Origin of the sequence: Nitrosomonas sp. Nm51, assembly GCF_900111165.1 — a bacterium.
Taxonomy (GTDB): Bacteria; Pseudomonadota; Gammaproteobacteria; order Burkholderiales; family Nitrosomonadaceae; genus Nitrosomonas.
Genome location: NZ_FOGH01000002.1, coordinates 25,156 through 48,047, shown reverse-complemented (window position 1 = coordinate 48,047; position 22,892 = coordinate 25,156). Strand labels below are relative to the sequence as shown.

Below are 22,892 nucleotides of genomic sequence, written 5' to 3'. Positions count from 1 at the left end.
CCGTCCACGAATCAAATCTGTTCAACTTTCCACTCACCGTTACGCATTACAAGCCGCCTGTCGCAGTTCAATGTAACTTCTGGCTGCCCTGGTAATTCCATAATAACAATATGCCCTTGTTGGCGTAACCGCGCCATTATTGAATCCAGTTCTTTGTTTTTTTTATCATACGGTGCGCTTATTCCCTTTGGATAAGGCGCCTGTTCAACCAACCTGGACAATTCACGCAAATCCATGCTGAAGCCCGTAGCAGGCCTGGATCTTCCGAATGCCTTGCCAATCTCATCATATCGCCCACCCAGTGCAATGGCATTCGAGCAATCGCGCGCGTATGCCGCAAACACCATTCCAGTATGATAGTGATAACCACGTAAATCAGCCAAATCAAATGCAATAGTTTCAACTATTGGTTGCAACTCATCGCTGATCCACTCGAGTTGATCAAGAGCCGAAGCAATTTGTTTTTGAACCGGCAATCGTTTCTTTGCCACCTTTAAAACTTCCTTACCTCCATATAGCTCGGGTAACAAAAGCAATGCACTCCGGATATTTTGCTGAAGCCCACTGCAAATTTCCTTTAAAGTAGAGATATCTTTCGCTTGCAGTACGGCAAACAACTCCGCCTCCATTTCTAGTGAAATATTGGCATTATTGATGATCCCTCTGAAAACGGCCACATGCCCAAGATCCAAATGCACTTGATTCAAGCCAGCCATTGCAAGGCATGCCAGCATCAACCGCTGAATTTCGATATCGCTCTCCATACCCGCATGGCCGTAAAGCTCCGCGCCGATCTGTAACGGTTCCCGCGTTTGCGTTAGACTAGCAGGTACAGTATGCAGTACGCTGTTCGCATAACAAAGCCGCGTGATACCGTCGCAGTTCAGCAAATGCGCATCAATCCGCGCCACCTGCGGTGTCATATCAGCGCGCAGCCCCATCATTCTGCCGCTGAGCTGGTCTATAACCTTAAACATCTGCAGGCTCATATCTCTTCCACTGCCGGTCAACAACGATTCTTCATACTCGAGTAAAGGCGGAAAAACCTGCTGATAACCATGTACCATAAGGAGATCAATAATGCGCCGCCGCATTATTTCAATGCGCAACGCTTCAGCAGGCAAGATATCTTCAATGTATTCAGGCAATAACCAATTACGCATGGTTAAAACGATAGAAATGGATCAAATAGCAAGTAACAATCAACTCACTATCAGAAACAGTGCCAGCCCAATCAGCATCGATGTCAAACCAACAAAACGAATCTGGCCATCATGAATCTCAGTCAACTTCTTAAATGTTTCACGCCAAACACGCGGTGATATGAATGGTAACAAGCCTTCCAAAATCAACATGAGTGCAAATGCCATTAGAAAAGTCTCAAACATATAACACTTCTCCTCGCCAAATTCTGTACTTGAAATTTATTTTGATTAATACCGGCATAAAAACAAAAGCGCCGCATCTGGAAGCTATAATACCTTCTCTAGCGAGCGCCTATTGTTTTATGGATAAACTGATATGAGGCAAACAAATTAAACAAATAATCAGTTTCGCTATTTTGATACGGTAACAAGTAATACCATCTGAACAACAATATTGTTACGTTATCGAATAATTAAGGATTTGCTAAAATCGTCTCCCAACAGTTATTGCGCCGTCATGGCTGGATCCTTAAGATACTTGAAGAAGTCCGAGTTCGGTTCTAACACCAGCATATCTTTTTTATCTTTAAAGGAATTCTTGTAGGCATCCATACTACGCCAGAACGCATAGAACTCAGGATCTTCCTTAAACGCGCCGGCATAGATTGCCGCAGCTTCCTGGTCTCCCTCACCCATTGTCGTCTGAGCTTCGCGATAAGCTTCAGCTAATATGACCTCGCGTTGCCGGTCCGCGTCCGCACGAATCTTTTCTGACTCAGCCGCACCGGTAGAACGCAGTTCATTCGCCACACGCTTACGCTCGGCTTCCATTCTGCGATAGACAGATTCGCTCACTTCCTGCGGTAAATCTACACGCTTAAGGCGTACGTCAATCACCTCGACACCAATCGTCCGCGCATCCACGTCTGCTTTCTGACGCATAATTTCCATAATGATATCCCGTTCACCGGATACCACGTCGTGAACCGTACGATTACCAAATTCGTCACGCAAGCTTGCGTTAATTGTTTGCGCCAAACGAATCTGCGCCAGACTCTCATCACCCCGGACACTGATAAAGTATTGCTTAACATCCACAATACGCCATTTCACAAACAAATCCACAAGAACGTTCTTTTTCTCCGACGTAATAAAACGCTCCGGTTCTTCCGCATCCATCGTTAAAATGCGTTTTTCAAAAAAACGAACGTTTTGCGCGATGGGAATTTTGAAATACAGACCCGGTTCGGTTTTCACATCCACAACCTCACCCAATTGAAACAAAATAGCCTGTTGACGTTCATCGACAATATAAACCGCGGAGGTGGCCAGCAAAACAACCGCCACTACAATACCCATTAAAACTGACGTAAACTTTTTCATTTATCTCATCTCCCTTTCCCGCCCACGAAACGATTCCCGCGACCGTATGCTGTTATCTGGCATCGTCTCAGGCGCCATAGATGGTTGCGTGTTCTTTGCAGGTGACGACGCAGACGTTGAACCACCCATACCGATCAACTTATCCAGAGGCAGGTACAGCAGATTACTGCCACTTTGCTGGTCGATCATGATTTTACTGGTACTGGATAAAACCTGCTGCATCATATCCAGATAAAGACGTTCACGTGTCACACCCGGCGCCTTGCTATATTCCTGAAAAATTTGCTCAAAACGGCTTGCATCACCTTGCGCACTCGCAACCACACGCGCCTTGTAACCTTGTGATTCTTCTAATAAGCGCGCCGCATTACCACGCGCTCTCGGTATTACGTCATTCGCGTACGCCTGACCCTCATTTTTCTGACGTTCTCTATCCTGACCTGCTTTAACGGCATCATCAAATGCGGCCTGCACCTGTTCAGGCGGCTGCGCATTCTGCATGGTCACCCGGCTGATTGCGATACCGATCTGGTAGCGGTCAAGAATTTCCTGCATTAAAACTGTGGCAGCCGACGCAACTTGTTCCCTGCCTTCATAAAGTACGTAGTCCATTTTACTTTTGCCGATGATCTCTCTGATCGCGGTTTCTGCGGCCTGTAACACGGCACCATCCGGATTCCTGTTATTGAACAGAAACTTTTCCGGATCATTCAGGATATACTGCACTGCAAACTGGATATCAATAATATTCTCGTCATCCGTCAGCATCAATGATTCCCGTAACACTTTACTTCTGACATTGTTACGATAACCTATCTCAACCGTACGAACCTGGCTGACATTCACGAGTTCCACCTGCTCAATCGGATAAGGCAAGTGCCAACGCAAACCTGCTGGCGTGGTATCTACATACGCGCCAAAACGTAATACTACGCCCCGGTGACCTTCATTAACAATATAGAATCCACTGGCAATCCACACAACAAGCAACAAGCCCAAGATCAGAATGATACTGCCGCGGTTGTGCTGCCTTGGACCTTTACCACGAGAACCCCCGCCGCCTTTTTCTTCTTTTGAACCAAAAATATTATTGATTTTTTTATTGACGTTACGTAAGACCTCGTCCAGATCCGGCGGCCCGGAGTCACCTTTGTTTTTTCCCCATTGAGGATCATTTAAACCCATAATTCTTCCTGTTTTATTTGTTTAAAATTAACTTAAACCACTGCACTTCTGCGCTTAATTTTATTATACTCCGCTTGTTTTCCACTCATTGATTCAACTTTTTCCGAAAAAACCTCAGACAAAGCTTGTCTAATAAATTCCAAACCCTCTCCCGTTTTTGCACTAAGACGGATGCGGGATATTCTATCATATTCATCCCGCATAAAACCTACGCCCTTTGTTGGCGAATCACACAGATCAGTCTTGTTGAACACCAGAATTTGAGGAATCTTGTCTGCACCTATCTCGGCCAGCAATTTGTTAACTTCTGCAATCTGCTCATCTTTATTTGGACTGCAAGTGTCTACTACATGCAGTAATATATCCGCCTCTACAGTCTCTTCTAGCGTAGCCCGAAATGCCGCAACCAGTGTATGAGGCAATTCTCGTATAAACCCAACTGTATCAGAAATAACAACCGGGCCGCACTCGGAAATAAATAATTTTCTCGTCGTCGTATCCAGTGTCGCAAACAGCTGATCCGCCGCATAGGTCTGTGACCGGGTCAATCGATTAAACAACGTTGATTTACCCGCATTGGTATAACCTACAATTGAAACTGACAAAACTTTTGAACGCCTTCTAGAACGACGCTGCACCTTGCGTTGACGTTCCAGATGTACTAATTTCTCCTTTAACAGCTTAACCCGTTTTTTTAATAATCTACGATCAGTCTCTAACTGCGTTTCACCTGGTCCTCGCAAGCCAATGCCACCTTTTTGGCGCTCCAGATGCGTCCAACCACGAACCAGCCGCGTTGCCAGATGCTCCAGCTGCGCAAGCTCTACCTGTAGCTTGCCTTCATGGCTTTTAGCCCGTTGCGCAAAAATGTCCAAGATCAGACTGGTCCGATCTACTACGGGGCAATCCAGCTGCAACATCAGGTTTCGTTGCTGAGCCGGACTAAGATCGTGATTAAAAATCACCATATTTGCCTCGGAATTTGCAAGCAACCGTTGAATTTCCGTAACTTTTCCACTGCCTATGTAAGTTTTCGGATCAGGACAAGCGCGTTTTCCTTCAACCACGAATTGCACGCTGATCTGGTCACTGACAGCAAGTTGCTGTAATTCTTGCAAGCGATCACAATGCATGCCATCACCAAAGTCAAGATTGACCAAGATCGCGGCATTCATGTCCCGGGCGCTTTGAATACCCGAACTCTCAGGCATTAAGTATCTCTCGTTTCAGGTACTTCAATGGGTATGGCAACTGCCCTTGCAGGAACGACAGTAGATATCGCATGTTTATATACCATTTGCGTCACAGAATTTTTTAACAGCACAACATATTGGTCAAAAGAGTCAATATGCCCTTGCAACTTTATTCCGTTCACCAAATAAATTGATACAGGAATATGTTCTTTGCGCAATATATTGAGAAACGGATCCTGCAGTAACTGCCCCTTGGTACCCATGCGTGGCTCCCTGTTTTAATTATCAATTATAGGAATAATGACTCTACTTGATTTTGATATGCAAATCCAGTATCCCTTAAATTTTTTAGGATACCAACCTTCCTTAGCAAATCATGCACCTCAAAATAATTAAAAATGTTCAATTAAAAACAATTTTCAAATCGGTTAAATATGGCAATTGTAACCAATCCCGAAATTTTACCCAGACCGACTGTGCGGCCCGGGCAATGCCACTAGCACTCTATCCATATGATATTGCCGGGTACAGCGAGCTTGTCAGTGACCATGGCAAGGCGTGCCTTGCAGGCAATAGCCGTTCTATTGTCAAAAGGCGCAACGCAGACCATGGACGCTGGCAAGCTCACCCACAGGGCGCTACCGTGGTGTTATGCAACTGCGTTACAGTACTGGAAAGGGAACAACCCTTTCCAGCGTGCTGCGCCTTGTTGCATAACACCACGGTAGCGCTGTACCCGGCAATATCATATGGATAGAGTGCTAGGGGGTGTTAACATACTGATAAAATAGTTTACTTCCTTTTTTGAGACAAACCAAGCCATTTAACTCCTAAAAAGGTTGTGGTCTTGGTGTATCGTTATTAGACGGAGGAAGAATGGGCAATTGAATATCGGGCTGTTCTCCCGTGAGGGTTCTCAGGAAAGCGACAATACTATCGATCTCTTTTTTATTGAAATCACGGTCAAGCTGTAATTTACCCATAATTCTGACAGCTTCTTCAAGCGTCCAAACTGCACCGTCATGAAAGTAAGGGTAAGTCAATTCGATATTGCGCAATATCGGTACTTTGAAGACATGCAAATCTGTATCCTTGCCTGTTACAGCCTTACGGCCCTCAATTTTGCTATCGGTTTTGTATGAATGATGAACGCCAAATTTTTGGTAGAGTGCTCCTCCTACGCCCGGACCATTATGGCATCCTGTACAACCACTGCTTTTAAACAACTTGTAGCCTTCAAGTTCCTGCTTATTAAGCGCGCTCTTATCCCCTTCCAGCCACTTGTCAAAACGGGATCCAGGTGTAACCAGTGTCTCTTCAAATGCAGCAATTGCAGTCGTCACGCGATCTATGTCCACTTTATCGGAACCGAATGCTTTCTCAAATTTTGCTCGATACTGCGGTATTGAATTTAAAATACTGACAGCCAATTCATGCGTTGAAGCCATCTCACCAGGGTTAGCAACAGGCCCGCCCGCCTGTTCTTTCAGATCTTTTGCGCGTCCATCCCAAAATTGCGCTAAATTCATACTTGCGTTCAGAACTGTCGGCGCATTAACTGGCCCCTGTTGCCAGGCATGGCCTATCGATGTTGGAATATTATCCGTTCCCCCCATGCTCAAGTTATGACATGAGTTACAGGATATCCAGCCAGACTTAGACAGTCGCGGATCAAAAAACAGCATCTCGCCTAACTCAACCAGTTCAGGATTCTCTGGCGTAACAGCCTTGATCGGCTGTATCGGCTCATTGACAGCAGACGCATTAAACGCGGCGACAAGCGTGCCGATTGATAGCAGCGACACCACCAGTGTACGCATCATCATGGATAATCCCCTTAAAAACAAACGGCTAAAAAGCGCAGCCGATTACGCCAGATAAAATACACCACAGAAACTCAATAAAAAAGGAGCGGTTGCCCCTGTCCCTTTTCTATTATTCTGCGCACCAATTTTAGGGCGGCTGTTCGATTCATACACCCAAATCCAGCGATACTGAATTACAGTGACTTGCCAGACGCGCTCTCTGCACTGACAGCCAGCAGGCGCGACAGCTCGGTCAACGCCTGTTTGTACACGTTACGTTTGAATTCTACAACTGTATCCAGTTCCACCCAGTATTGGTTCCAACGCCATGCATCAAATTCAGGATGAGCGCTTCTGCGTAAAGACACATCGCTGTCTCTACCTATCAGGCGCAACAAGTACCAAATCTGCTTTTGCCCTTTATAATTTCCTCGCCACTCACGCCTGATCCATTTTTCCGGCACTTCATAACGCAACCAGTCCCGGGTTCGCCCCATAATCTTAACATGACTGGGAAGCAGGCCTACTTCTTCCGCTAATTCCCGATACATGGCCTGCTCAGGACTTTCTCCGGATTTGATGCCGCCTTGCGGAAACTGCCAGGAATTTTGCCTAATTCGCTTTCCCCAGAACACTTCATTTTTTGAATTGAGCAAAATAATACCGACATTTGGGCGATATCCATTACGGTCAATCATGCGAACAATCCATTTGACCCATTAAAATAGTGTGGATTTTTTCATACTTTGTTGTAGATTAAAAGCATCATGCAAACAGCGTTGAATAAAACTGTCAGCTCACACAAATATTTTATTCGATTGCAAGAATTATTTCATTGTTATAAGCAAGACTAAATCACACTTGAAAAAAGAATTCAAGGTAGAATTGCTTCCCTTTTAATCATAATGGAATCTGGCATGCGCGTCTCGCAATTTTTTATTTCTACGCTTAAAGAGGCACCTGCGGAAGCTGAACTCATCAGTCACAAGCTGATGCTGCGCGCAGGATTGATTAAACGGCTGGGCAGTGGTTTATATACTTGGTTGCCTATCGGTTTAAGAGTTTTACGAAAAATTGAATCGATTGTCCGCGAGGAAATGAACCGGAGTGGCGCTATTGAACTGCTCATGCCGGCAATACAGCCAGCCGAATTGTGGCAAGAGACGGGAAGATGGGATGTTTTCGGTCCGCAAATGCTGAAGATCAAGGACCGCCATGACCATGATTTCTGTTTTGGCCCAACCCATGAAGAAATTATAACCGATATTGCCCGCCGTGAAATCAGCAGCTACCGCCAACTGCCGCTCAACTTTTACCAAATACAAACAAAATTCCGCGATGAAATCCGGCCGCGTTTTGGCGTCATGCGCGCGCGCGAATTCTTGATGAAAGACGCTTATTCTTTTCATGCTGATGCCGACAGTCTGGATGAAACCTATCAATTAATGCATGAAACCTACAACCGGATATTTACCCGTCTGGGGTTGGATTTTCGCTCAGTATCCGCCGATCCGGGTGCTATTGGAGGCAGCGGCTCACACGAATTTCACGTGTTGGCCGAATCGGGTGAAGATGCCATTGTATTCTGCCCGGAATCGGACTATGCGGCCAATATAGAACTCGCCACATCCCGATTACCGGCCGCTCCACCTGAAGGTCCCGCCGGCGAGCTACAGAAAGTATCCACACCGAATCAAAAGACTTGCGCCGAAGTGGCTGGTTTTCTCGGCATCCCGTTACAAAAAACGGTTAAAACGCTCGCCGTCACAGCCAATAACACGCTGTACTTATTGTTGCTGCGCGGCGATCATCAGCTCAATGAACTCAAAGTCCGTAAAATCCCTTTTTTAGCCGATTTTTCAATGGCCAGTGAACAGACTATCCTGGATGAAACCGGCACAATGCCGGGCTACATCGGTCCTGTGGGATTAAAAACTGTAGTTATCGCAGATGCGGCGGTCATGCAGATGAATAATTTCGTCTGCGGCGCCAATGAGGAAGGTTATCATTTCACGCACGCCAATTTTGGCCGGGATCTTGAAAAACCGGAGTTTGTATTCGACATCCGCAATGTAACTGCGGGCGAGCTATCACCTGACGGCAAAGGTATTCTGGAAATATGCCGGGGAATCGAGGTTGGACATATTTTCAAACTGCGCACAAAGTATTCGGCGATGATGAAAGCACACTATCTAAATGAGCACGGACAGACCCAAAATCTTGAAATGGGTTGTTATGGCATTGGTATTTCCCGCATCGTCGCCGCGGCAATAGAGCAAAATTACGATGATCACGGTATTATTTTTCCAGTATCCATGGCACCGTTTCAACTGGTTATCATTCCAATCGGCATGCATAAAAATGAGCAGGTACGGTCCGAAACCGAAAGACTCTACACTTTTTTTTCAGACGCAAAAATAGATGTGTTGCTGGATGACCGCAATGAGCGGCCGGGCGTCATGTTCGCCGACATGGAGCTAATCGGCATACCTCATCGCATCGTCGTCAGCGATCGCGGATTAAAACAGTCATGCGTTGAATACAAAGGACGCACTGATCGAGATGCGCAAACGGTGGCCCTGGATGAAATCAACACGTTTATCGAGGCAAAACTATGTATCAATTGACAGCTGTTCTCTTATTTTTACTGCTTCCAATTACGGCATATTCAAACGTTCAGCGTTATGAACACCTGATCATCAGCACGCAAATATTTACACAAGCGGATATCAATGACATTGCGGTGACCCATCAGGAATATGCCAGGCTGGTAACTGATAATGCGTGGTTGTCAGTTATGAGTGAACGTCTCAAACGTTTTAAGCCGGATCAAAGCGAACGTGAATCGTTTTTACGAACAGTTTACTATGAAGCAGCGCGTGCAGGGCTTGATCCTCAGCTCGTTCTCAGTGTCATTCAAGTTGAAAGCGGTTTTAGAAAATACGCCATATCCCATGCCGGTGCACGGGGATATATGCAGATCATGCCATTCTGGATTGAAACCATCGGAGACGAAAAGCATAATTTGTTTCATCTGCGCGTCAACTTAAGATACGGCTGCATGATTCTCAGGCATTATCTCAACAAAGAAAACGGTGACTATTTCCGCGCCCTTGGACGCTACAATGGCAGCCTAGGACAAGCCACCTACCCGCAGCTTGTATTTGATATACTACACGGCACCTGGCATTATTCTCAACCCGCCGTGTAACGCCCGCCATTTTCGGCAAGCACATTATCTTGTGCTGATAAACGCCTCAATACTCTCGCGCGTTACAATGCCCTGTTGCCGCGCAGCCGGTTTACCTTCCGGATCAAAAAAATACGTGCTCGGCAACAGCGAAATCTCATCAAGCTGCGAAGCTATTCGCCTGTTGCCGAGCACTGTTGGATAGGTAATCGACATGGATTGCGCGAACGCCGTCACCACATCCGGATCCGTAAATTCCATGGCAACACCTATCACCATGACATCGTCACGGCTCTCATACAATGCGATTAAGTCGGGAATTTCCTCCAGACAGGGAGGACACCAAGTTGCCCAAAAATTGACGATAACCCATCGCCCCTTGTAGTCCGCCAGCGTATGTATTTTTCCATCTGTATCCTGGAACCGGAATGCCTGCGCCCCCACCGTAATTACCAGTAACAGGATACCGGTGGAAAAGCGTAATTTTTGCTTTGATATTAATCGAAACAATCCATTAAAATTCATGTGCTTATCAGACCTGCGGATGCGCGCGCTCCAGTTGACCGTGCAATTTATTCAGGGCGCTCAAATAAGCCTTTGCAGACGCCACAACAATATCGGTATCCGCACCATGCCCATTGACGATACGGCCGGATTTTTGCAGACGCACAGTCACTTCCCCCTGCGCATCGGTTCCACTGGTAATATTGTTAACTGAAAACAGTTGAAGCTGTGCTCCGCTTTTCAACAGCTTTTCTACAGCACAAAACGTTGCATCGACCGGACCGCTGCCTTCCGATTCAGCCTGCATTTCATTGCCATGATCGGAGATCACAATACATGCATAGGGAACTTCACCCGTTTCACACCGTATCTTTAAAGACAGTAAACGATAACGCTCCTGCAATACAAGTACTTCGTCCGACACCAATGCTTGCAGATCTTCATCGAATATCTCATGCTTTTTATCCGCCAATTCCTTGAACCGCATAAAGGTATTATTCAGTACTTCCTCGGATTCGAGTTCGATACCAAGTTCTTTTAAACGGCTGCGGAATGCGTTGCGGCCAGAATGTTTACCCAGCAGCAATTTATTGGCGCCCCAGCCCACATCTTCCGCCCGCATAATTTCATAGGTTTCGCGGTGTTTCAATACACCATCCTGATGGATACCGGATTCATGCGCAAATGCGTTGGCACCAACAATCGCCTTATTAGGCTGAACTGGAAAGCCCGTAATACCTGAAACCAGCTTGCTGGCAGGCACAATATGCTTGGCATCAATTTTTGTATCGCAAGGAAAGTAATCCTGCCGCGTTCGCACAGCCATCACAATTTCTTCCAATGATGCGTTACCTGCCCGCTCACCAAGTCCATTGATGGTACATTCAACCTGGCGCGCTCCATTCATGACAGCTGACAAAGAATTTGCCACAGCGAGTCCAAGATCATTATGACAATGTACAGAAAATACAGCTTGGTCAGAATTAGGTATCCGTTCTCGCAGGGTGCGGATCAATTTACCGAATTGCTCCGGCATGGTATAGCCGACAGTGTCCGGAATATTAACCGTTTTAGCGCCTGCCCCAATGACTTTTTCAATTATCCTACATAAAAAATCAATCTCGGAGCGTCCCGCGTCTTCCGGAGAAAATTCAATATTGTCGGTATATTCACTAGCCCATTTGATTGCTTTAACCGCTTGCTCAATCACCTGATCCGGCGACATGCGCAATTTATTTTTCATATGAATGGGCGACGTTGCTATAAAGGTATGGATACGCGAAGGACCGGTATTGTCAAGCGCATCACCCGTTCGTCTGATATCCGCTTCTACAGCACGCGCCAGACCGCAAACAGTACTCTCCCTGACCGATTCGGCAACAGCCTTTACAGCCTCAAAATCACCGTTAGACGCTGCGGGAAAGCCCGCCTCAATCACATCTACCCCCATGCGCTCCAACTGCCAGGCGATGCGCACCTTTTCCTCTTTGGTCATTGAAGCGCCAGGACTCTGCTCACCATCACGCAGGGTCGTATCAAAAATAATTAATTGTTCTTGCATCTATCACTCCACTTCTGGAAGAAACATCGTATCGGAATATAAAACCTGTGTCGGGTTTTATAACTTGGAAACTAAAAAGGGATGAGATTCTAGATATTCAGCGCGCAAGGCGCAGCAGTCGCCCCGTTTCCATTGAACATGGCAACGCAGCAAGAAAATAATAAGGAAAAGCATATGATATGGTCAACATAATGCCATAATATAAATAGTTTTTTTATTTTGTGCAATAGTTAGGGGTGTCTTGCAGGCAATAGTCGTTCTATTGTCAAAAGACGCAACGCAGGCCATGGACGCTGACAAGCTCACCCACAGGGCGCTACCGTGGTGTTCTGCAACTGCGTTACAGTATTTGAAAAGGGAGCAGCCCTTCCCTGCTGCGTGCTGTGCATAACGCCACGGTAACGCCGCACCTGGCAATATCATACTGATAGCGTACTAGGATTTTCTGTTCTTGCCAAACCGCCACACTTTTATTAAATAACCTGACAGCGCATAACCTGCGAACAGGCAGAATAACACCAAGGGCGGATGACTCGGAATTAACACAAAAAAGAACAGCATCAACAATAAAATCGTGACAAAAGGCACTCTTTTCTTCAGGTTGATATCCTTGCCACTGTGAAATGGTATGTTACTGACCATGGTCAAGCCGGCAAAAAGTGTTACGATCAATACAAGCCACTTGATATCCGTTCCTGCAATTTGAAAATCCAGCATTACCCATACCAAACCAGCCATCAATGCAGCAGCTGCCGGACTTGGCAGTCCCTGAAAAAAACGTTTGTCGATAACGTGAATATTGGCATTAAAGCGAGCCAGTCTCAATGCCGCACAGGCACAGTAAATGAATGCCGCAATCCAGCCCAGCTGCCCCGTCTCCTTTAACGCCCATTCGTACATAATCAGCGCCGGCGCAACACCGAACGAAACCATGTCGGATATACTGTCGTATTCGGCGCCAAACTCAGTTTGCGTATGTGTCATTCTTGCGACCCGGCCATCCAAACCATCAAGTATTATCGCGATAAAAACGGCAATTGCAGAATGCTCGAAATTTCCGTTAATTGCCTGAATAATTGCATAAAAGCCTGCAAATAACGCTGCTGTTGTAAACAGATTTGGTAGCAGATAAATCCCACGGCGGCGTAAACGTGATTGCGTCAAGGCAGACTCCGGCTGAGATTCAGACATGGGTGCGATTTTCCAGAAAAATAAAATAAAATTGTTCCACCAGTTATCACGCAGATCAAAATCAAAACCGTACGATTTAAAAAACCAGCACTTTACCCATATGATATTGCCTTATTTTTTATTTTCTCAATTCAGCCAGCACTGTCGTCGTCGCGTATACCTTATCTCCAATATTGACATTTATTCTGGTACCGGGCGGAAGATAAACATCCACACGAGAACCAAAGCGGATAAAACCAAACCGTTGACCGCGTGCGAGATGGTCTCCCGGCGCCACATTGCATAAAATTCGTTTGGCAATGAGTCCCGCCACCTGAACGCAGGTTACATCCGAACCGTCACCAGTCTTAATCCATAATGCATTACGCTCATTTTCCAGAGAAGCCTTGGGTAAATCGGCGTTTATAAATTTACCCGGAAAATACCATTTATCGCGCACATCGCCATCGACCGGGCTGCGGTTGGAATGCACATTGAAAACATTCATAAACACACTGACCTTAACAGCGTCTCGTTTTAAATACGGATCATGCACGGACTCTACCGCCACTATCCTGCCATCAGCCGGTGATAAAACGGCGTTGGGAATCGTGGGCACATCGCGTGGCGGATCACGAAAAAATTGCAGAACAAAAACGGCTGCTAGCCAAAAAAACACCGCCCAGATAAAACCGGCGTAGATGTTTACCAGCAGAGCAATTAAAAATGCAATCGCAATAAAAAACCAGCCCTCTCTGGCAATCAGTGGATGCGGATAGTTTGGCATGTTATTAAATTAAGAAAGAATAGAAAAACATGGATAATCGTTAATGATCGCAACACACTGAATCAGTTCTTGCCCTGATCGACCAGCTGATTTTTTTTGATCCAGGGCATCATGCCGCGCAATTGAGCCCCCACTTGTTCAATTTGATGTTCTGACGCAAGACGTCTGCTGGATTTCAGCATCGGCGCACCGGATTGGTTTTCGAGGATAAATTCGCGGGCATACTCGCCGGTCTGAATCTGACGCAGAATATCGCGCATTTCGGCACGCGTTTCATCGGTAATGATACGCGGTCCTCTAGAAATATCGCCATACTCCGCATTGTTCGAAATCGAATAGCGCATATTGGCAATTCCACCCTCGTAAATCAGATCCACAATTAATTTTACTTCGTGCAGACACTCGAAATAAGCCATTTCTGGCGCATAACCTGCTTCTACCAGCGTCTCGAAACCGGTTTGAATCAGCGCTGTCAATCCACCACATAACACAACCTGCTCACCGAACAAATCCGTTTCTGTTTCTTCACGGAAACTTGTTTCAATAACACCGCCCCGGGTACCGCCATTTGCGGCGGCATAAGACAGTGCAACATCACGCGCTTGGCCGGATTTATCCTGATGTACCGCAATGAGCGACGGAACACCGCCGCCTTGCAGATACGTCGAACGCACCAGATGACCCGGACCTTTTGGAGCGATCATGATCACATCCAGATCATCGCGCGGCGCTATTTGACCATAATGAATGTTAAACCCGTGCGCAAAAGCCAATGTCGCATTATGTTTTAATCCGGGTTCAATTTCATTGACATAAACGGAGGCCATCTGTTCGTCGGGCAATAACACCATGACCACATCCGCATCGTTAACTGACTCAGCCACCTCCCTGACGTTAAGCCCGGCGTTTTCAGCCTTGCCCCAGGATGCTCCGCCTTTACGCAAGCCGACGGTTACCTGGACACCGGATTCACTCAGGTTATTTGCATGTGCATGTCCTTGCGAGCCATATCCGACAATGGTTACTTTTTTCTGTTTAATCAAAGATAAATCCGCATCTTTATCGTAAAAAACTTTCATTATTTCCCTTTAGATAATTAATTGTAACCAGAAAAAGCAAGACAAACCGTTTCTGATCGCGAATACCAAACCATCAATTGTTATGGATAAACCCGGATTATACCTTTAAAACCCAATCTCCGCGCCCGATGCCTGATGCGCCCGTTCTGACCGTTTCCAAAACAGCGCTATTGTCGATAGCTCCCAGAAATGCATCCAGTTTGGAACTCGTCCCCGTTAGCTCAATCGTATACGACTTATCCGTTACATCGATGATACAACCGCGAAAAATATCGGCCAGCCGTTTAATTTCATCGCGATCGGCGCCGGTCGCCCTTATTTTCACCAGCATCAGTTCCCGCTCGATATGATTGCCATCAATTAAATCAATCACCTTTACAACTTCGATCAATTTGTTTAACTGCTTCGTTACCTGTTCGATTACTTCGTCCGAACCCGACGTCACCAGTGTCATTCGTGATAATGTCGGGTCTTCGGTAGGCGCCACCGAAAGCGATTCAATATTGTATCCACGGGCGGAAAACAGGCCCGCCACGCGGGATAAAGCACCCGCTTCATTTTCCATTAACAGTGAAATAATATGTCGCATTTCTTTTATACCAGAATCATTTCTGAAAGACCTTTGCCACCCGGCACCATTGGAAAAACATTTTCAGTCTGGTCAGTAATAAAGTCTAAAAACACTAACTGATCTTTCAGCTTGAATGCTTCCCGCAACGCGCCCTCCACATCTTCGGGCCGTTCTATTCTCATGCCAACGTGACCGTAGCTTTCTGCAAGTTTGATAAAGTCGGGTAATGCATCCATATAGGACTCGGCATAACGGTTACCGTGAAAAAATTCCTGCCACTGCCTGACCATACCCATATAACGATTATTTAAATTAACGATTTTTAAAGGCAGTCTGTATTGTCTGCACGTCGATAATTCCTGTATGCACATTTGAATACTGGCCTCACCCGTTATACACGCAACCTTGCCTTTGGGATTGGCAAACTGCACACCCATTGCGGCAGGCATTCCAAAACCCATGGTACCCAGCCCCCCCGAATTAATCCAGCGCCGCGGCTTGTCAAATTTGTAGAACTGCGCAGCCCACATCTGATGCTGCCCAACATCGGACGTTACAAAAGCATCACCCTTGGTCACTTCGTACAGTTTTTCTACCACCATTTGCGGCTTGATAATGTCGCTCTGCCTGTCAAATTTGAGACAGTCGCGTTCGCGCCATAACTCAATCTGCTTCCACCATTCGTTTAATGCCGTCTGGTCCGGGTCTTCCTTGGTGCTTTTCAGCAGTTTAATCAATTCCTTCAGCACATCCGGCACATTGCCCACAATGGGAATATCGACCTTCACACGTTTTGAGATCGATGACGGATCGATATCAATATGAATAATTTTACGGCTTTCATTAAAAAAATGTTTGGGATTGCCGATGACACGGTCATCGAAACGCGCTCCGATAGCGATTAACACATCACAATACTGCATCGCCATATTGGCTTCATAAGTGCCGTGCATGCCCAGCATGCCGATGAATTGCCTGTCTGTCGCCGGATAACCACCCAATCCCATCAGTGTATTGGTGCAGGGAAAGTTCAGCATTTTAGTCAGCTCGGTCAACTGTTTCGCCGCATCACTGAGAATAATGCCGCCACCGGTATAAATGACCGGTCTTTGTGAACCCAATATCAGCTCGACCGCTTTCTTGATTTGTTTGGGATTACCCCGGATGACTGGGTTATATGAGCGCATCGCGATTTTTTCCGGATATGTAAAGACCATTTTTTGCTGCGTCACATCCTTGGGTATATCAACCAGCACCGGCCCCGGCCGGCCAGTTGCCGCAATATAAAAGGCTTTTTTCATGGTTATCGCCAATTCGCTGATATCGCTGACCAGAAAATTATGCTTCACACAAGGACGTGTAATGCCCACGGTATCCACTTCCTGAAATGCATCCAGTCCGATTGCATTGGTTGGCACCTGTCCGCTGATCACAACCATGGGTATCGAATCCATATAGGCTGTTGCGATGCCGGTAACAGCATTGGTTACGCCCGGCCCCGATGTCACCAGCGCCACGCCCACTTTATTGCTGGAACGCGCATAACCATCGGCCGCATGCACTGCAGCCTGCTCATGCCTGACGAGAATGTGCCTTACTTTATTCTGCTTGAATAATTCATCATAAATAAACAGTACCGCCCCGCCCGGATAGCCGAAAATACAGTCAACACCCTCCGCTTGCAGGCAGCGAATCGTAATTTCCGCTCCGGTTAATTCCTCACTCATGCTGTTTGCATCCCAAAATCAAATTCAGTTAACTATCAAAAATTTTTAATTGTTTTATTGGCAGTCACCCATTTCCTGTACCGCCTCCTGTACCGCCCACCGTAAGCCCATCAACCCGCAATGTCGGCTGTCCCACGCCGACAGGGACACTCTGCCCGTCTTTTCCGCACGTGCCGACACCGGGATCCAGCGCCAGATCATTGCCGATCATGGACACGCGGGTCAACACATCGGGCCCGTTGCCTATCAGCGTTGCGCCTTTCACAGGGTAAGTAATCTTACCATTTTCTATCCGGTAAGCTTCTGCGGCGGAAAAAACAAATTTGCCGCTGGTAATATCGACCTGTCCGCCACCGAAGTTGACGGCATAGAGTCCGTCTTTAACGGACGCAATAATCTCTTCCGCTTCCAGGTCGCCATTATGCATATAGGTATTCGTCATACGCGGCATTGGAAGATGGGCAAACGATTCGCGGCGTCCGTTTCCCGTAACCGGCAGATTCATCAGACGTGCATTCAGACTGTCCTGTAAATAGCCCCGGAGTATACCGTCCTCGATGAGGGTCGTGCATTGCGTAGGATTACCTTCGTCATCAATGTTCAACGAACCTCTTCTGCGCGGAATCGTTCCATCGTCCACCACTGTAACGCCCGGCGCGGCAACGCGCTGGCCAATCCTTCCGGAAAATGCCGAACTCCCCTTGCGATTGAAATCGCCCTCCAGGCCGTGTCCGATCGCCTCATGCAGCAATATCCCTGGCCAGCCGCTACCCAGCACAACTGTCATGGTACCCGCCGGCGCCGCGCGCGCTTCGAGATTCATTACTGCCTGATGCACCGCTTTTGCCGCATATTCACGCAACATTGCATCTGAAAAATAATCATACTCGAAGCGACCGCCGCCACCGGCCGCGCCCTGTTCCCTGCGTCCATTCTCCTCGGCAATCACTTGTAGCGACAAACGCACAAGCGGCCTGACATCGGCTGCAAGCATGCCATCACTTCTGGTCACCAAAATGACTTCGTATTCACCTGCCAGCGCCGCCATCACCTGAACCACACGTGCATCCTGCGCGCGCGCATATCTTTCCAGCCTCTCAAGTACCGAAACCTTGTCTGAATCGTTCAGACTGGCCAAAGGATCTTCTGGCAAATAGAGCAAGGACCGGTCTTGGACGCCGCTGCTTCGGCTCACCTTTACCGATTGCTCGCCACCCTGGCTGGCAATGGCCCGCGTCGCCCTGGCAGCCGACTCCAACGCTGCCATACTGATATCATCCGAGTACGCAAAAGCTGTTTTGTCGCCGCTGATTGCCCGCACGCCGACACCCTGCTCGATATTAAAACTGCCGGACTTGACGATACCTTCCTCCAGCACCCAGCTTTCCGAACGGCTGTATTGAAAGTAGAGATCTGCATAATCTATCTCATGTTTCAATATCTGACCGAAAACCTGCTGCAGCCTATTGGTATCGATATTATAGGGTGATAACAGGCAGTTATCCGCTATGGCAAAAAAATCAGATGTTCCAGTCATGATCTCACTATTTGGTTTTGTTTGAATTCAACATGTACCTGTTATATGCGCAGACATGTCTACATATAACTAAGCTTGCGATGTTTGAGCGCGGGCAGGCTTTTGCGTATCCGGGCCCGATACTCCGGATCCAGCTTCGCCACAACTGCACCTGATCCGCGCGGCAGGCGCTTCATAACGACTCCCCAGGGATCTACAATCATACTGTCCCCATTGGTTTCCCGTCCGTTGACATGATAACCGCCTTGCGCAGGCGCAATCACGTAAGCCAGGTTTTCAATCGCCCGCGCGCGCAACAGTATTTCCCAGTGCGCTTTACCGGTAACTGCGGTAAACGCTGCGGGCGCAAGGACAATGTCCACATCCGCCATCTTGCGGTAGAGTTCCGGAAACCGCAGATCATAACAGATTGACAACCCGATCCTGCCAAAAGGCGAATCCAGCGTTACAACTTTATCCCCCGCCATGATGGTTTTATCTTCTGCATAATTTTCCTGTCCCATGCTCAACCCAAACAAATGAATTTTGTCGTACCGGGCCGCCAGATTGCCGTCATCTGCATATACCAGACAGCTATTGTAGATTTTATCCGGGTCAGGAGAAACCAGCGGCACAGATCCACCGACCAGCCATATGCCCAGACGCTTTGCCGTTTCGCTGAGAAAATTCTGAATCGGCCCATTGCCGAACTCTTCCATCACCAGCAGTTTATCCGTGTCCTTCATCCCCATAACGCAAAAATATTCGGGCAGAACAACAAGCCTTGCCTGCTGCGAAACCGCATCTTCGATATGGCGCGCCGCTTCCTCCAGGTTCGCATCAACACTGGGTCCAGACGCCATCTGTATAGCCGCGGCAAAGAAACCGTCATCATACGCAGATGCACTTTGGCTGTGACTGTAATTCGCTGGATCGTTCACCATGGTCAAACAATTTCTATCGTTATCTTTTTTATACGCAATTCCGGTATCGTCTTTTCGGGCGTTTTTCCACGCCAAACGCTGATTCTAACACTTACTCCGGCGTGATTCTATTTTCAATTACCTTATCGTCATGCGATGCAGGCACGCAAGCCAATGCCGCTGTTTTACCGGAAATCATCCTGAAGCGTTACAATAGCGCCATGAATGCAAGCGACCCGACATTTTCCATTCGTTTTGAACAAGCGGTTTCGTTTAGCCGCTATGTGCAACGTATTATCAACAGCGATCCGTCGCAAAAAGATATTTTGCTCGCCGGTGCGTCCCGCCCTTTCCAAAGAACCGAAATGCTGGATTTCTTGCAGCGCGACACCGGAATTGCAGTTCAGGACGAAGCCGGGTTAAACGGCATTTTGCGCAAACTGCGCAGGCTGGTCATAGCGCGCCTGGCCATCCGTGATATCAGCGGCTGCGCCGATCTGCCCGAAGTCATGTCAACCATGACCGATCTGGCGGAACTCAGTATCAATTATGCGCTTCAACATCACGAACAATGGCTTTCCGTTCCCGAACGTTTCGGCACGCCAAAAAGAAAAAACAGCAGCCGGTCGCAACAACTACTGGTTGTCGCCATGGGCAAACTCGGCGGCCGTGAGCTTAATGTTTCATCCGATGTCGATCTGATCTTTGTATACCCGGAAGATGGGGAAACCGACGGCAAAAAATCCATTTCCAATCATGAATTTTTTGCGCGCCTTGGCCGCAAGCTAATCGCCAGCCTGAACGATTATACCGTTGACGGCTATGTATTCAGAGTCGATATGCGCCTGCGGCCGCATGGCGAATGCAGCCCGCTGGCCATCAGTTTCGACATGCTGAACGAGTATCTTCAGACACAGGGGCGCGAATGGGAACGCCATGCCTGGATCAAAGGCCGCGTCATTTCCGAAAATACAGCCGCTGACGATGAATCGAAGCTCATGGAGCAGATTGTCAAACCATTTGTATTCCGCAAATACCTTGACTTCGGCGCTTACGCATCGATGCGCAGCCTGCACCGGCAACTTCGCAAAGAAGTGGAGCGGCGTGAAATGCACGACAACATCAAGCTGGGCCCGGGCGGCATTCGCGAAATTGAGTTCATCACGCAGGTTTTTCAACTGATACGCGGCGGCCATGACGTCGGCCTGTGCATCCGTCCGACACTGGACGTTTTGCAGCAGCTGCAGCGAAAACAGCAACTGCCCGTCCAGACCGTAACGGAACTGATTGATGCTTACCGGTTTCTGCGCAAACTGGAGCACCGTCTGCAATTTCTTGACGACCAGCAAACGCAGACGCTGCCGCAAAACCCGGAAGACCGGCAGCTGATCGCAACGGCAATGGGGTTTGCGCATTACGAAGATTTCCTGCAGCAACTGGATGTGCACCGCATGCATGTTTCCCGTCATTTCGAACTGATTTTTTCGGCGCCGAAAAAATCGCCTGCGCATGATATTTTGTCGCAGCTGTGGCACCCCCAACCGGAAAATGCGGCGCAAAAAGAGGCTGCCACATCGCAACTGAGCACGCTGGGGTTTGACGAGCCCACAAAAATCTCCGAACGCGTCCAGCAATTCCATCAAAGCCACTTCTACCAGCAACTGCCCGAGACCAGCCAGCAAAAAATCCGCATGCTGATGCCGGCCCTGATCGAGACGATAGCGCGGCTCGCGCCCGTGGAGACCACGCTCGAGCGCATGCTCAAACTGCTGGAAGCCATCAGTTCGCAAAAATCATCGCCGGCGTCCTACCTGACACTGCTGCTGGAACACCCGGACACATTGCCGCGCCTGGCCAAGCTTGTCAGCATCAGTCAATGGGCCAGCGATTATTTGAGCAGGCATCCGATTCTGCTCGATGAACTGCTGCGGCACCGGGAGCCCAATCCGTTGCCGGACTGGGAAAAGCTGAAAAACGAACTGGCCGGCCAGCTCAATCATATCAATAAACCCAAAAGTGACGTAATTGGTTGGCAAATGGACCATTTACGTCACTTTCAGCATGCGCAGGTGTTCCGGCTGCTGGTTACCGACCTGGAAGGCGCGCTCAAACTGGAAACACTCAGCGATCATCTGACAGCGCTGGCGGATCTGGTTCTGGAAGCCGTGCTGACCCTGGCCTGGGACGGCCTCAGAAAGCGGCACCGGGACACGCCGCGCTTCGCCGTCATCGGCTACGGCAAGCTGGGCGGCAAGGAGCTCGGCTATGCCTCCGACCTCGATATCGTTTTTTTATATGAGGACGACCACCCCGATGCCGCGGAAACGTATACAAAACTGGCGCACAGCATCAATACCTGGCTCAACAGCCAGACATCGGCCGGACTGCTGTATGCCACCGATTTGCGGCTCAGGCCCAACGGCAACAGCGGCTTATGGGTGCATTCCATCGAAGCCTTCTCGCAGTACCAGCACACCCAGGCATGGGTCTGGGAGCATCAGGCGCTGACCCGCGCACGTTGCGTCGCCGGCGAAAAAAATGTCGCACAGGCCTTTGAATCCACACGCAAAGAAATACTTTGCCAGCGCCGCGGCAGTCAGCAGCTGAAACAGGAAATCCTGTCCATGCGCGAAAAAATGCGCGACGCGCACCCGAACCAGACCGACCTGTTCGATATCAAGCACGACCGCGGTGGCATTATCGACGTGGAATTTATCGTGCAGTTTCTCGTTCTGAATTACGCCCACCAATACCCCGAACTGACCGGCAACATCGGCAACATCGCGTTATTGAAACTGGCTGCAAAACTGGGCCTGATCTCGGCCGGAAACGCGGAAAAATCCCGCGCCGCCTACCGCGAATTCCGCCGCATCCAGCACCGCCAGCGGCTCAACAGCGACGGCAGCCTGACCGGCGCATCCGCGGCCGGCGACGCGCCGCAGGCGCTCAACCGCATCGAAACCGCGCAGCTGAACGACGACCGTCTGGCCGTCACCGCACTGTGGAACGAAGTCTTCGGCAATTAAACCTAAGATCAGTTGATCGCTACAACAACTGAAGATTCCAGGTTAAAAAACCGCGGTGACAAAAAACTGGCACGGTTCCTGCTTTAAATAAAGCACACACACCGTGTGGAATGAAAAAAACCAACTT

At 48.2% G+C, this 22,892-nt stretch carries 21 protein-coding genes; 4 read left to right on the top strand and 17 right to left on the bottom strand.

What is annotated here, in order from left to right:
- Positions 1-11: 11 nt before the first annotated feature.
- The 6 genes from BMY60_RS01215 to hfq all read right to left on the bottom strand — a co-directional run bounded on the left by BMY60_RS01215 (position 12) and on the right by hfq (position 5,169).
- Complete coding sequence (locus tag BMY60_RS01215; protein ID WP_090330580.1) at positions 12-1,163, bottom strand: ATP phosphoribosyltransferase regulatory subunit; 1,152 nt, start codon at positions 1,161-1,163, stop codon at positions 12-14.
- Between the two features lie 39 nt (positions 1,164-1,202).
- Entirely contained in the window at positions 1,203-1,388 is a 186-nt protein-coding gene (locus BMY60_RS01210; RefSeq protein ID WP_090330578.1) for a DUF2065 domain-containing protein, read from the bottom strand.
- Between the two features lie 261 nt (positions 1,389-1,649).
- Positions 1,650-2,528, bottom strand: a complete 879-nt coding sequence (gene hflC / locus BMY60_RS01205) for a protease modulator HflC (protein WP_090330577.1) — start codon at positions 2,526-2,528, stop codon at positions 1,650-1,652.
- Positions 2,529-3,713, bottom strand: a complete 1,185-nt coding sequence (gene hflK, locus BMY60_RS01200; protein WP_090330575.1) for an FtsH protease activity modulator HflK — start codon at positions 3,711-3,713, stop codon at positions 2,529-2,531.
- A gap of 32 nt (positions 3,714-3,745) precedes the next feature.
- Positions 3,746-4,924 (bottom strand): GTPase HflX, encoded by a 1,179-nt coding sequence (gene hflX, locus BMY60_RS01195; protein WP_090330574.1) that lies wholly within the window; start codon positions 4,922-4,924, stop codon positions 3,746-3,748.
- The gene (hfq, locus tag BMY60_RS01190) at positions 4,924-5,169 is read right to left on the bottom strand and encodes an RNA chaperone Hfq (protein ID WP_090330572.1); all 246 of its coding nucleotides are present in this window, start codon (positions 5,167-5,169) and stop codon (positions 4,924-4,926) included. The genes hflX and hfq overlap by 1 nt, the downstream gene beginning before the upstream one ends.
- A 227-nt stretch (positions 5,170-5,396) precedes the next feature.
- Here hfq and BMY60_RS01185 point away from each other — a divergent pair, with 227 nt between their 5' ends.
- Complete coding sequence (locus BMY60_RS01185) at positions 5,397-5,663, top strand: hypothetical protein (RefSeq protein WP_143057320.1); 267 nt, start codon at positions 5,397-5,399, stop codon at positions 5,661-5,663.
- 73 nt (positions 5,664-5,736) lie between these two features.
- On the opposite strand, the gene BMY60_RS01180 is transcribed toward BMY60_RS01185, so the two are convergent.
- Positions 5,737-6,732, bottom strand: a complete 996-nt coding sequence (locus BMY60_RS01180) for a cytochrome-c peroxidase (protein ID WP_090330568.1) — start codon at positions 6,730-6,732, stop codon at positions 5,737-5,739.
- A 173-nt stretch (positions 6,733-6,905) separates the two neighbouring features.
- The gene (locus BMY60_RS01175) at positions 6,906-7,409 is read right to left on the bottom strand and encodes an RNA pyrophosphohydrolase (protein ID WP_090330567.1); all 504 of its coding nucleotides are present in this window, start codon (positions 7,407-7,409) and stop codon (positions 6,906-6,908) included.
- A gap of 219 nt (positions 7,410-7,628) precedes the next feature.
- Between BMY60_RS01175 and BMY60_RS01170 the strand changes: the two genes are divergently transcribed.
- Both BMY60_RS01170 and BMY60_RS01165 read left to right on the top strand, forming a co-directional pair.
- Positions 7,629-9,338, top strand: a complete 1,710-nt coding sequence (locus BMY60_RS01170; RefSeq protein ID WP_090330565.1) for a proline--tRNA ligase — start codon at positions 7,629-7,631, stop codon at positions 9,336-9,338.
- Positions 9,326-9,922, top strand: a complete 597-nt coding sequence (locus BMY60_RS01165) for a lytic transglycosylase domain-containing protein (RefSeq protein WP_090330564.1) — start codon at positions 9,326-9,328, stop codon at positions 9,920-9,922. Before BMY60_RS01170 ends, BMY60_RS01165 begins: the two co-directional genes overlap by 13 nt.
- Before the next feature lie 24 nt (positions 9,923-9,946).
- Here the strand turns inward: BMY60_RS01165 and BMY60_RS01160 are convergent, their stop codons facing one another.
- The 9 genes from BMY60_RS01160 to BMY60_RS01120 form a co-directional block, all read right to left on the bottom strand.
- Positions 9,947-10,426 (bottom strand): TlpA family protein disulfide reductase, encoded by a 480-nt coding sequence (locus BMY60_RS01160; protein ID WP_090330562.1) that lies wholly within the window; start codon positions 10,424-10,426, stop codon positions 9,947-9,949.
- 7 nt (positions 10,427-10,433) lie between these two features.
- Positions 10,434-11,966, bottom strand: a complete 1,533-nt coding sequence (locus BMY60_RS01155; protein WP_090330560.1) for a 2-isopropylmalate synthase — start codon at positions 11,964-11,966, stop codon at positions 10,434-10,436.
- A 435-nt stretch (positions 11,967-12,401) separates the two neighbouring features.
- Positions 12,402-13,157 carry a CDP-diacylglycerol--serine O-phosphatidyltransferase gene (gene pssA, locus BMY60_RS01150; protein ID WP_090330559.1) on the bottom strand — a complete coding sequence of 252 codons (756 nt, stop codon included), beginning with the start codon at positions 13,155-13,157 and terminating at the stop codon, positions 12,402-12,404.
- A gap of 118 nt (positions 13,158-13,275) precedes the next feature.
- Entirely contained in the window at positions 13,276-13,923 is a 648-nt protein-coding gene (locus tag BMY60_RS01145; RefSeq protein WP_090330557.1) for a phosphatidylserine decarboxylase, read from the bottom strand.
- 62 nt (positions 13,924-13,985) lie between these two features.
- Positions 13,986-15,002: a ketol-acid reductoisomerase gene (ilvC, locus tag BMY60_RS01140; protein ID WP_090330556.1), complete on the bottom strand. Its 1,017-nt coding sequence runs from the start codon at positions 15,000-15,002 to the stop codon at positions 13,986-13,988.
- Between the two features lie 97 nt (positions 15,003-15,099).
- The gene (ilvN, locus tag BMY60_RS01135) at positions 15,100-15,591 is read right to left on the bottom strand and encodes an acetolactate synthase small subunit (RefSeq protein WP_090330554.1); all 492 of its coding nucleotides are present in this window, start codon (positions 15,589-15,591) and stop codon (positions 15,100-15,102) included.
- Positions 15,592-15,596: 5 nt separating this feature from the next.
- Positions 15,597-17,300, bottom strand: coding sequence for an acetolactate synthase 3 catalytic subunit (locus BMY60_RS01130; RefSeq protein WP_090330553.1), 1,704 nt, complete (start codon positions 17,298-17,300; stop codon positions 15,597-15,599).
- Positions 17,301-17,364: 64 nt separating this feature from the next.
- Positions 17,365-18,837, bottom strand: coding sequence for a metalloprotease TldD (tldD, locus tag BMY60_RS01125; RefSeq protein WP_090330551.1), 1,473 nt, complete (start codon positions 18,835-18,837; stop codon positions 17,365-17,367).
- Between the two features lie 59 nt (positions 18,838-18,896).
- On the bottom strand, positions 18,897-19,835 hold the full coding sequence (locus BMY60_RS01120; protein ID WP_256250613.1) for a carbon-nitrogen hydrolase family protein: 939 nt from the start codon (positions 19,833-19,835) through the stop codon (positions 18,897-18,899).
- A gap of 125 nt (positions 19,836-19,960) precedes the next feature.
- Here BMY60_RS01120 and glnE point away from each other — a divergent pair, with 125 nt between their 5' ends.
- Complete coding sequence (glnE, locus tag BMY60_RS01115) at positions 19,961-22,765, top strand: bifunctional [glutamate--ammonia ligase]-adenylyl-L-tyrosine phosphorylase/[glutamate--ammonia-ligase] adenylyltransferase (RefSeq protein WP_090330754.1); 2,805 nt, start codon at positions 19,961-19,963, stop codon at positions 22,763-22,765.
- The last annotated feature ends 127 nt before the right edge of the window (positions 22,766-22,892 follow it).

What these genes read in the sequence shown, in the direction of transcription:
- BMY60_RS01215 (WP_090330580.1), bottom strand. Translation starts at nt 1,163, where the DNA reads ATGCGTAATTGGTTATTGCCTGAATACATTGAAGATATCTTGCCTGCT.
- BMY60_RS01210 (WP_090330578.1), bottom strand. Translation starts at nt 1,388, where the DNA reads ATGTTTGAGACTTTTCTAATGGCATTTGCACTCATGTTGATTTTGGAA.
- hflC (WP_090330577.1), bottom strand. Translation starts at nt 2,528, where the DNA reads ATGAAAAAGTTTACGTCAGTTTTAATGGGTATTGTAGTGGCGGTTGTT.
- hflK (WP_090330575.1), bottom strand. Translation starts at nt 3,713, where the DNA reads ATGGGTTTAAATGATCCTCAATGGGGAAAAAACAAAGGTGACTCCGGG.
- hflX (WP_090330574.1), bottom strand. Translation starts at nt 4,924, where the DNA reads ATGCCTGAGAGTTCGGGTATTCAAAGCGCCCGGGACATGAATGCCGCG.
- hfq (WP_090330572.1), bottom strand. Translation starts at nt 5,169, where the DNA reads ATGGGTACCAAGGGGCAGTTACTGCAGGATCCGTTTCTCAATATATTG.
- BMY60_RS01185 (WP_143057320.1), top strand. Translation starts at nt 5,397, where the DNA reads ATGCCACTAGCACTCTATCCATATGATATTGCCGGGTACAGCGAGCTT.
- BMY60_RS01180 (WP_090330568.1), bottom strand. Translation starts at nt 6,732, where the DNA reads ATGATGATGCGTACACTGGTGGTGTCGCTGCTATCAATCGGCACGCTT.
- BMY60_RS01175 (WP_090330567.1), bottom strand. Translation starts at nt 7,409, where the DNA reads ATGATTGACCGTAATGGATATCGCCCAAATGTCGGTATTATTTTGCTC.
- BMY60_RS01170 (WP_090330565.1), top strand. Translation starts at nt 7,629, where the DNA reads ATGCGCGTCTCGCAATTTTTTATTTCTACGCTTAAAGAGGCACCTGCG.
- BMY60_RS01165 (WP_090330564.1), top strand. Translation starts at nt 9,326, where the DNA reads ATGTATCAATTGACAGCTGTTCTCTTATTTTTACTGCTTCCAATTACG.
- BMY60_RS01160 (WP_090330562.1), bottom strand. Translation starts at nt 10,426, where the DNA reads ATGAATTTTAATGGATTGTTTCGATTAATATCAAAGCAAAAATTACGC.
- BMY60_RS01155 (WP_090330560.1), bottom strand. Translation starts at nt 11,966, where the DNA reads ATGCAAGAACAATTAATTATTTTTGATACGACCCTGCGTGATGGTGAG.
- pssA (WP_090330559.1), bottom strand. Translation starts at nt 13,157, where the DNA reads ATGTCTGAATCTCAGCCGGAGTCTGCCTTGACGCAATCACGTTTACGC.
- BMY60_RS01145 (WP_090330557.1), bottom strand. Translation starts at nt 13,923, where the DNA reads ATGCCAAACTATCCGCATCCACTGATTGCCAGAGAGGGCTGGTTTTTT.
- ilvC (WP_090330556.1), bottom strand. Translation starts at nt 15,002, where the DNA reads ATGAAAGTTTTTTACGATAAAGATGCGGATTTATCTTTGATTAAACAG.
- ilvN (WP_090330554.1), bottom strand. Translation starts at nt 15,591, where the DNA reads ATGCGACATATTATTTCACTGTTAATGGAAAATGAAGCGGGTGCTTTA.
- BMY60_RS01130 (WP_090330553.1), bottom strand. Translation starts at nt 17,300, where the DNA reads ATGAGTGAGGAATTAACCGGAGCGGAAATTACGATTCGCTGCCTGCAA.
- tldD (WP_090330551.1), bottom strand. Translation starts at nt 18,837, where the DNA reads ATGACTGGAACATCTGATTTTTTTGCCATAGCGGATAACTGCCTGTTA.
- glnE (WP_090330754.1), top strand. Translation starts at nt 19,961, where the DNA reads ATGAATGCAAGCGACCCGACATTTTCCATTCGTTTTGAACAAGCGGTT.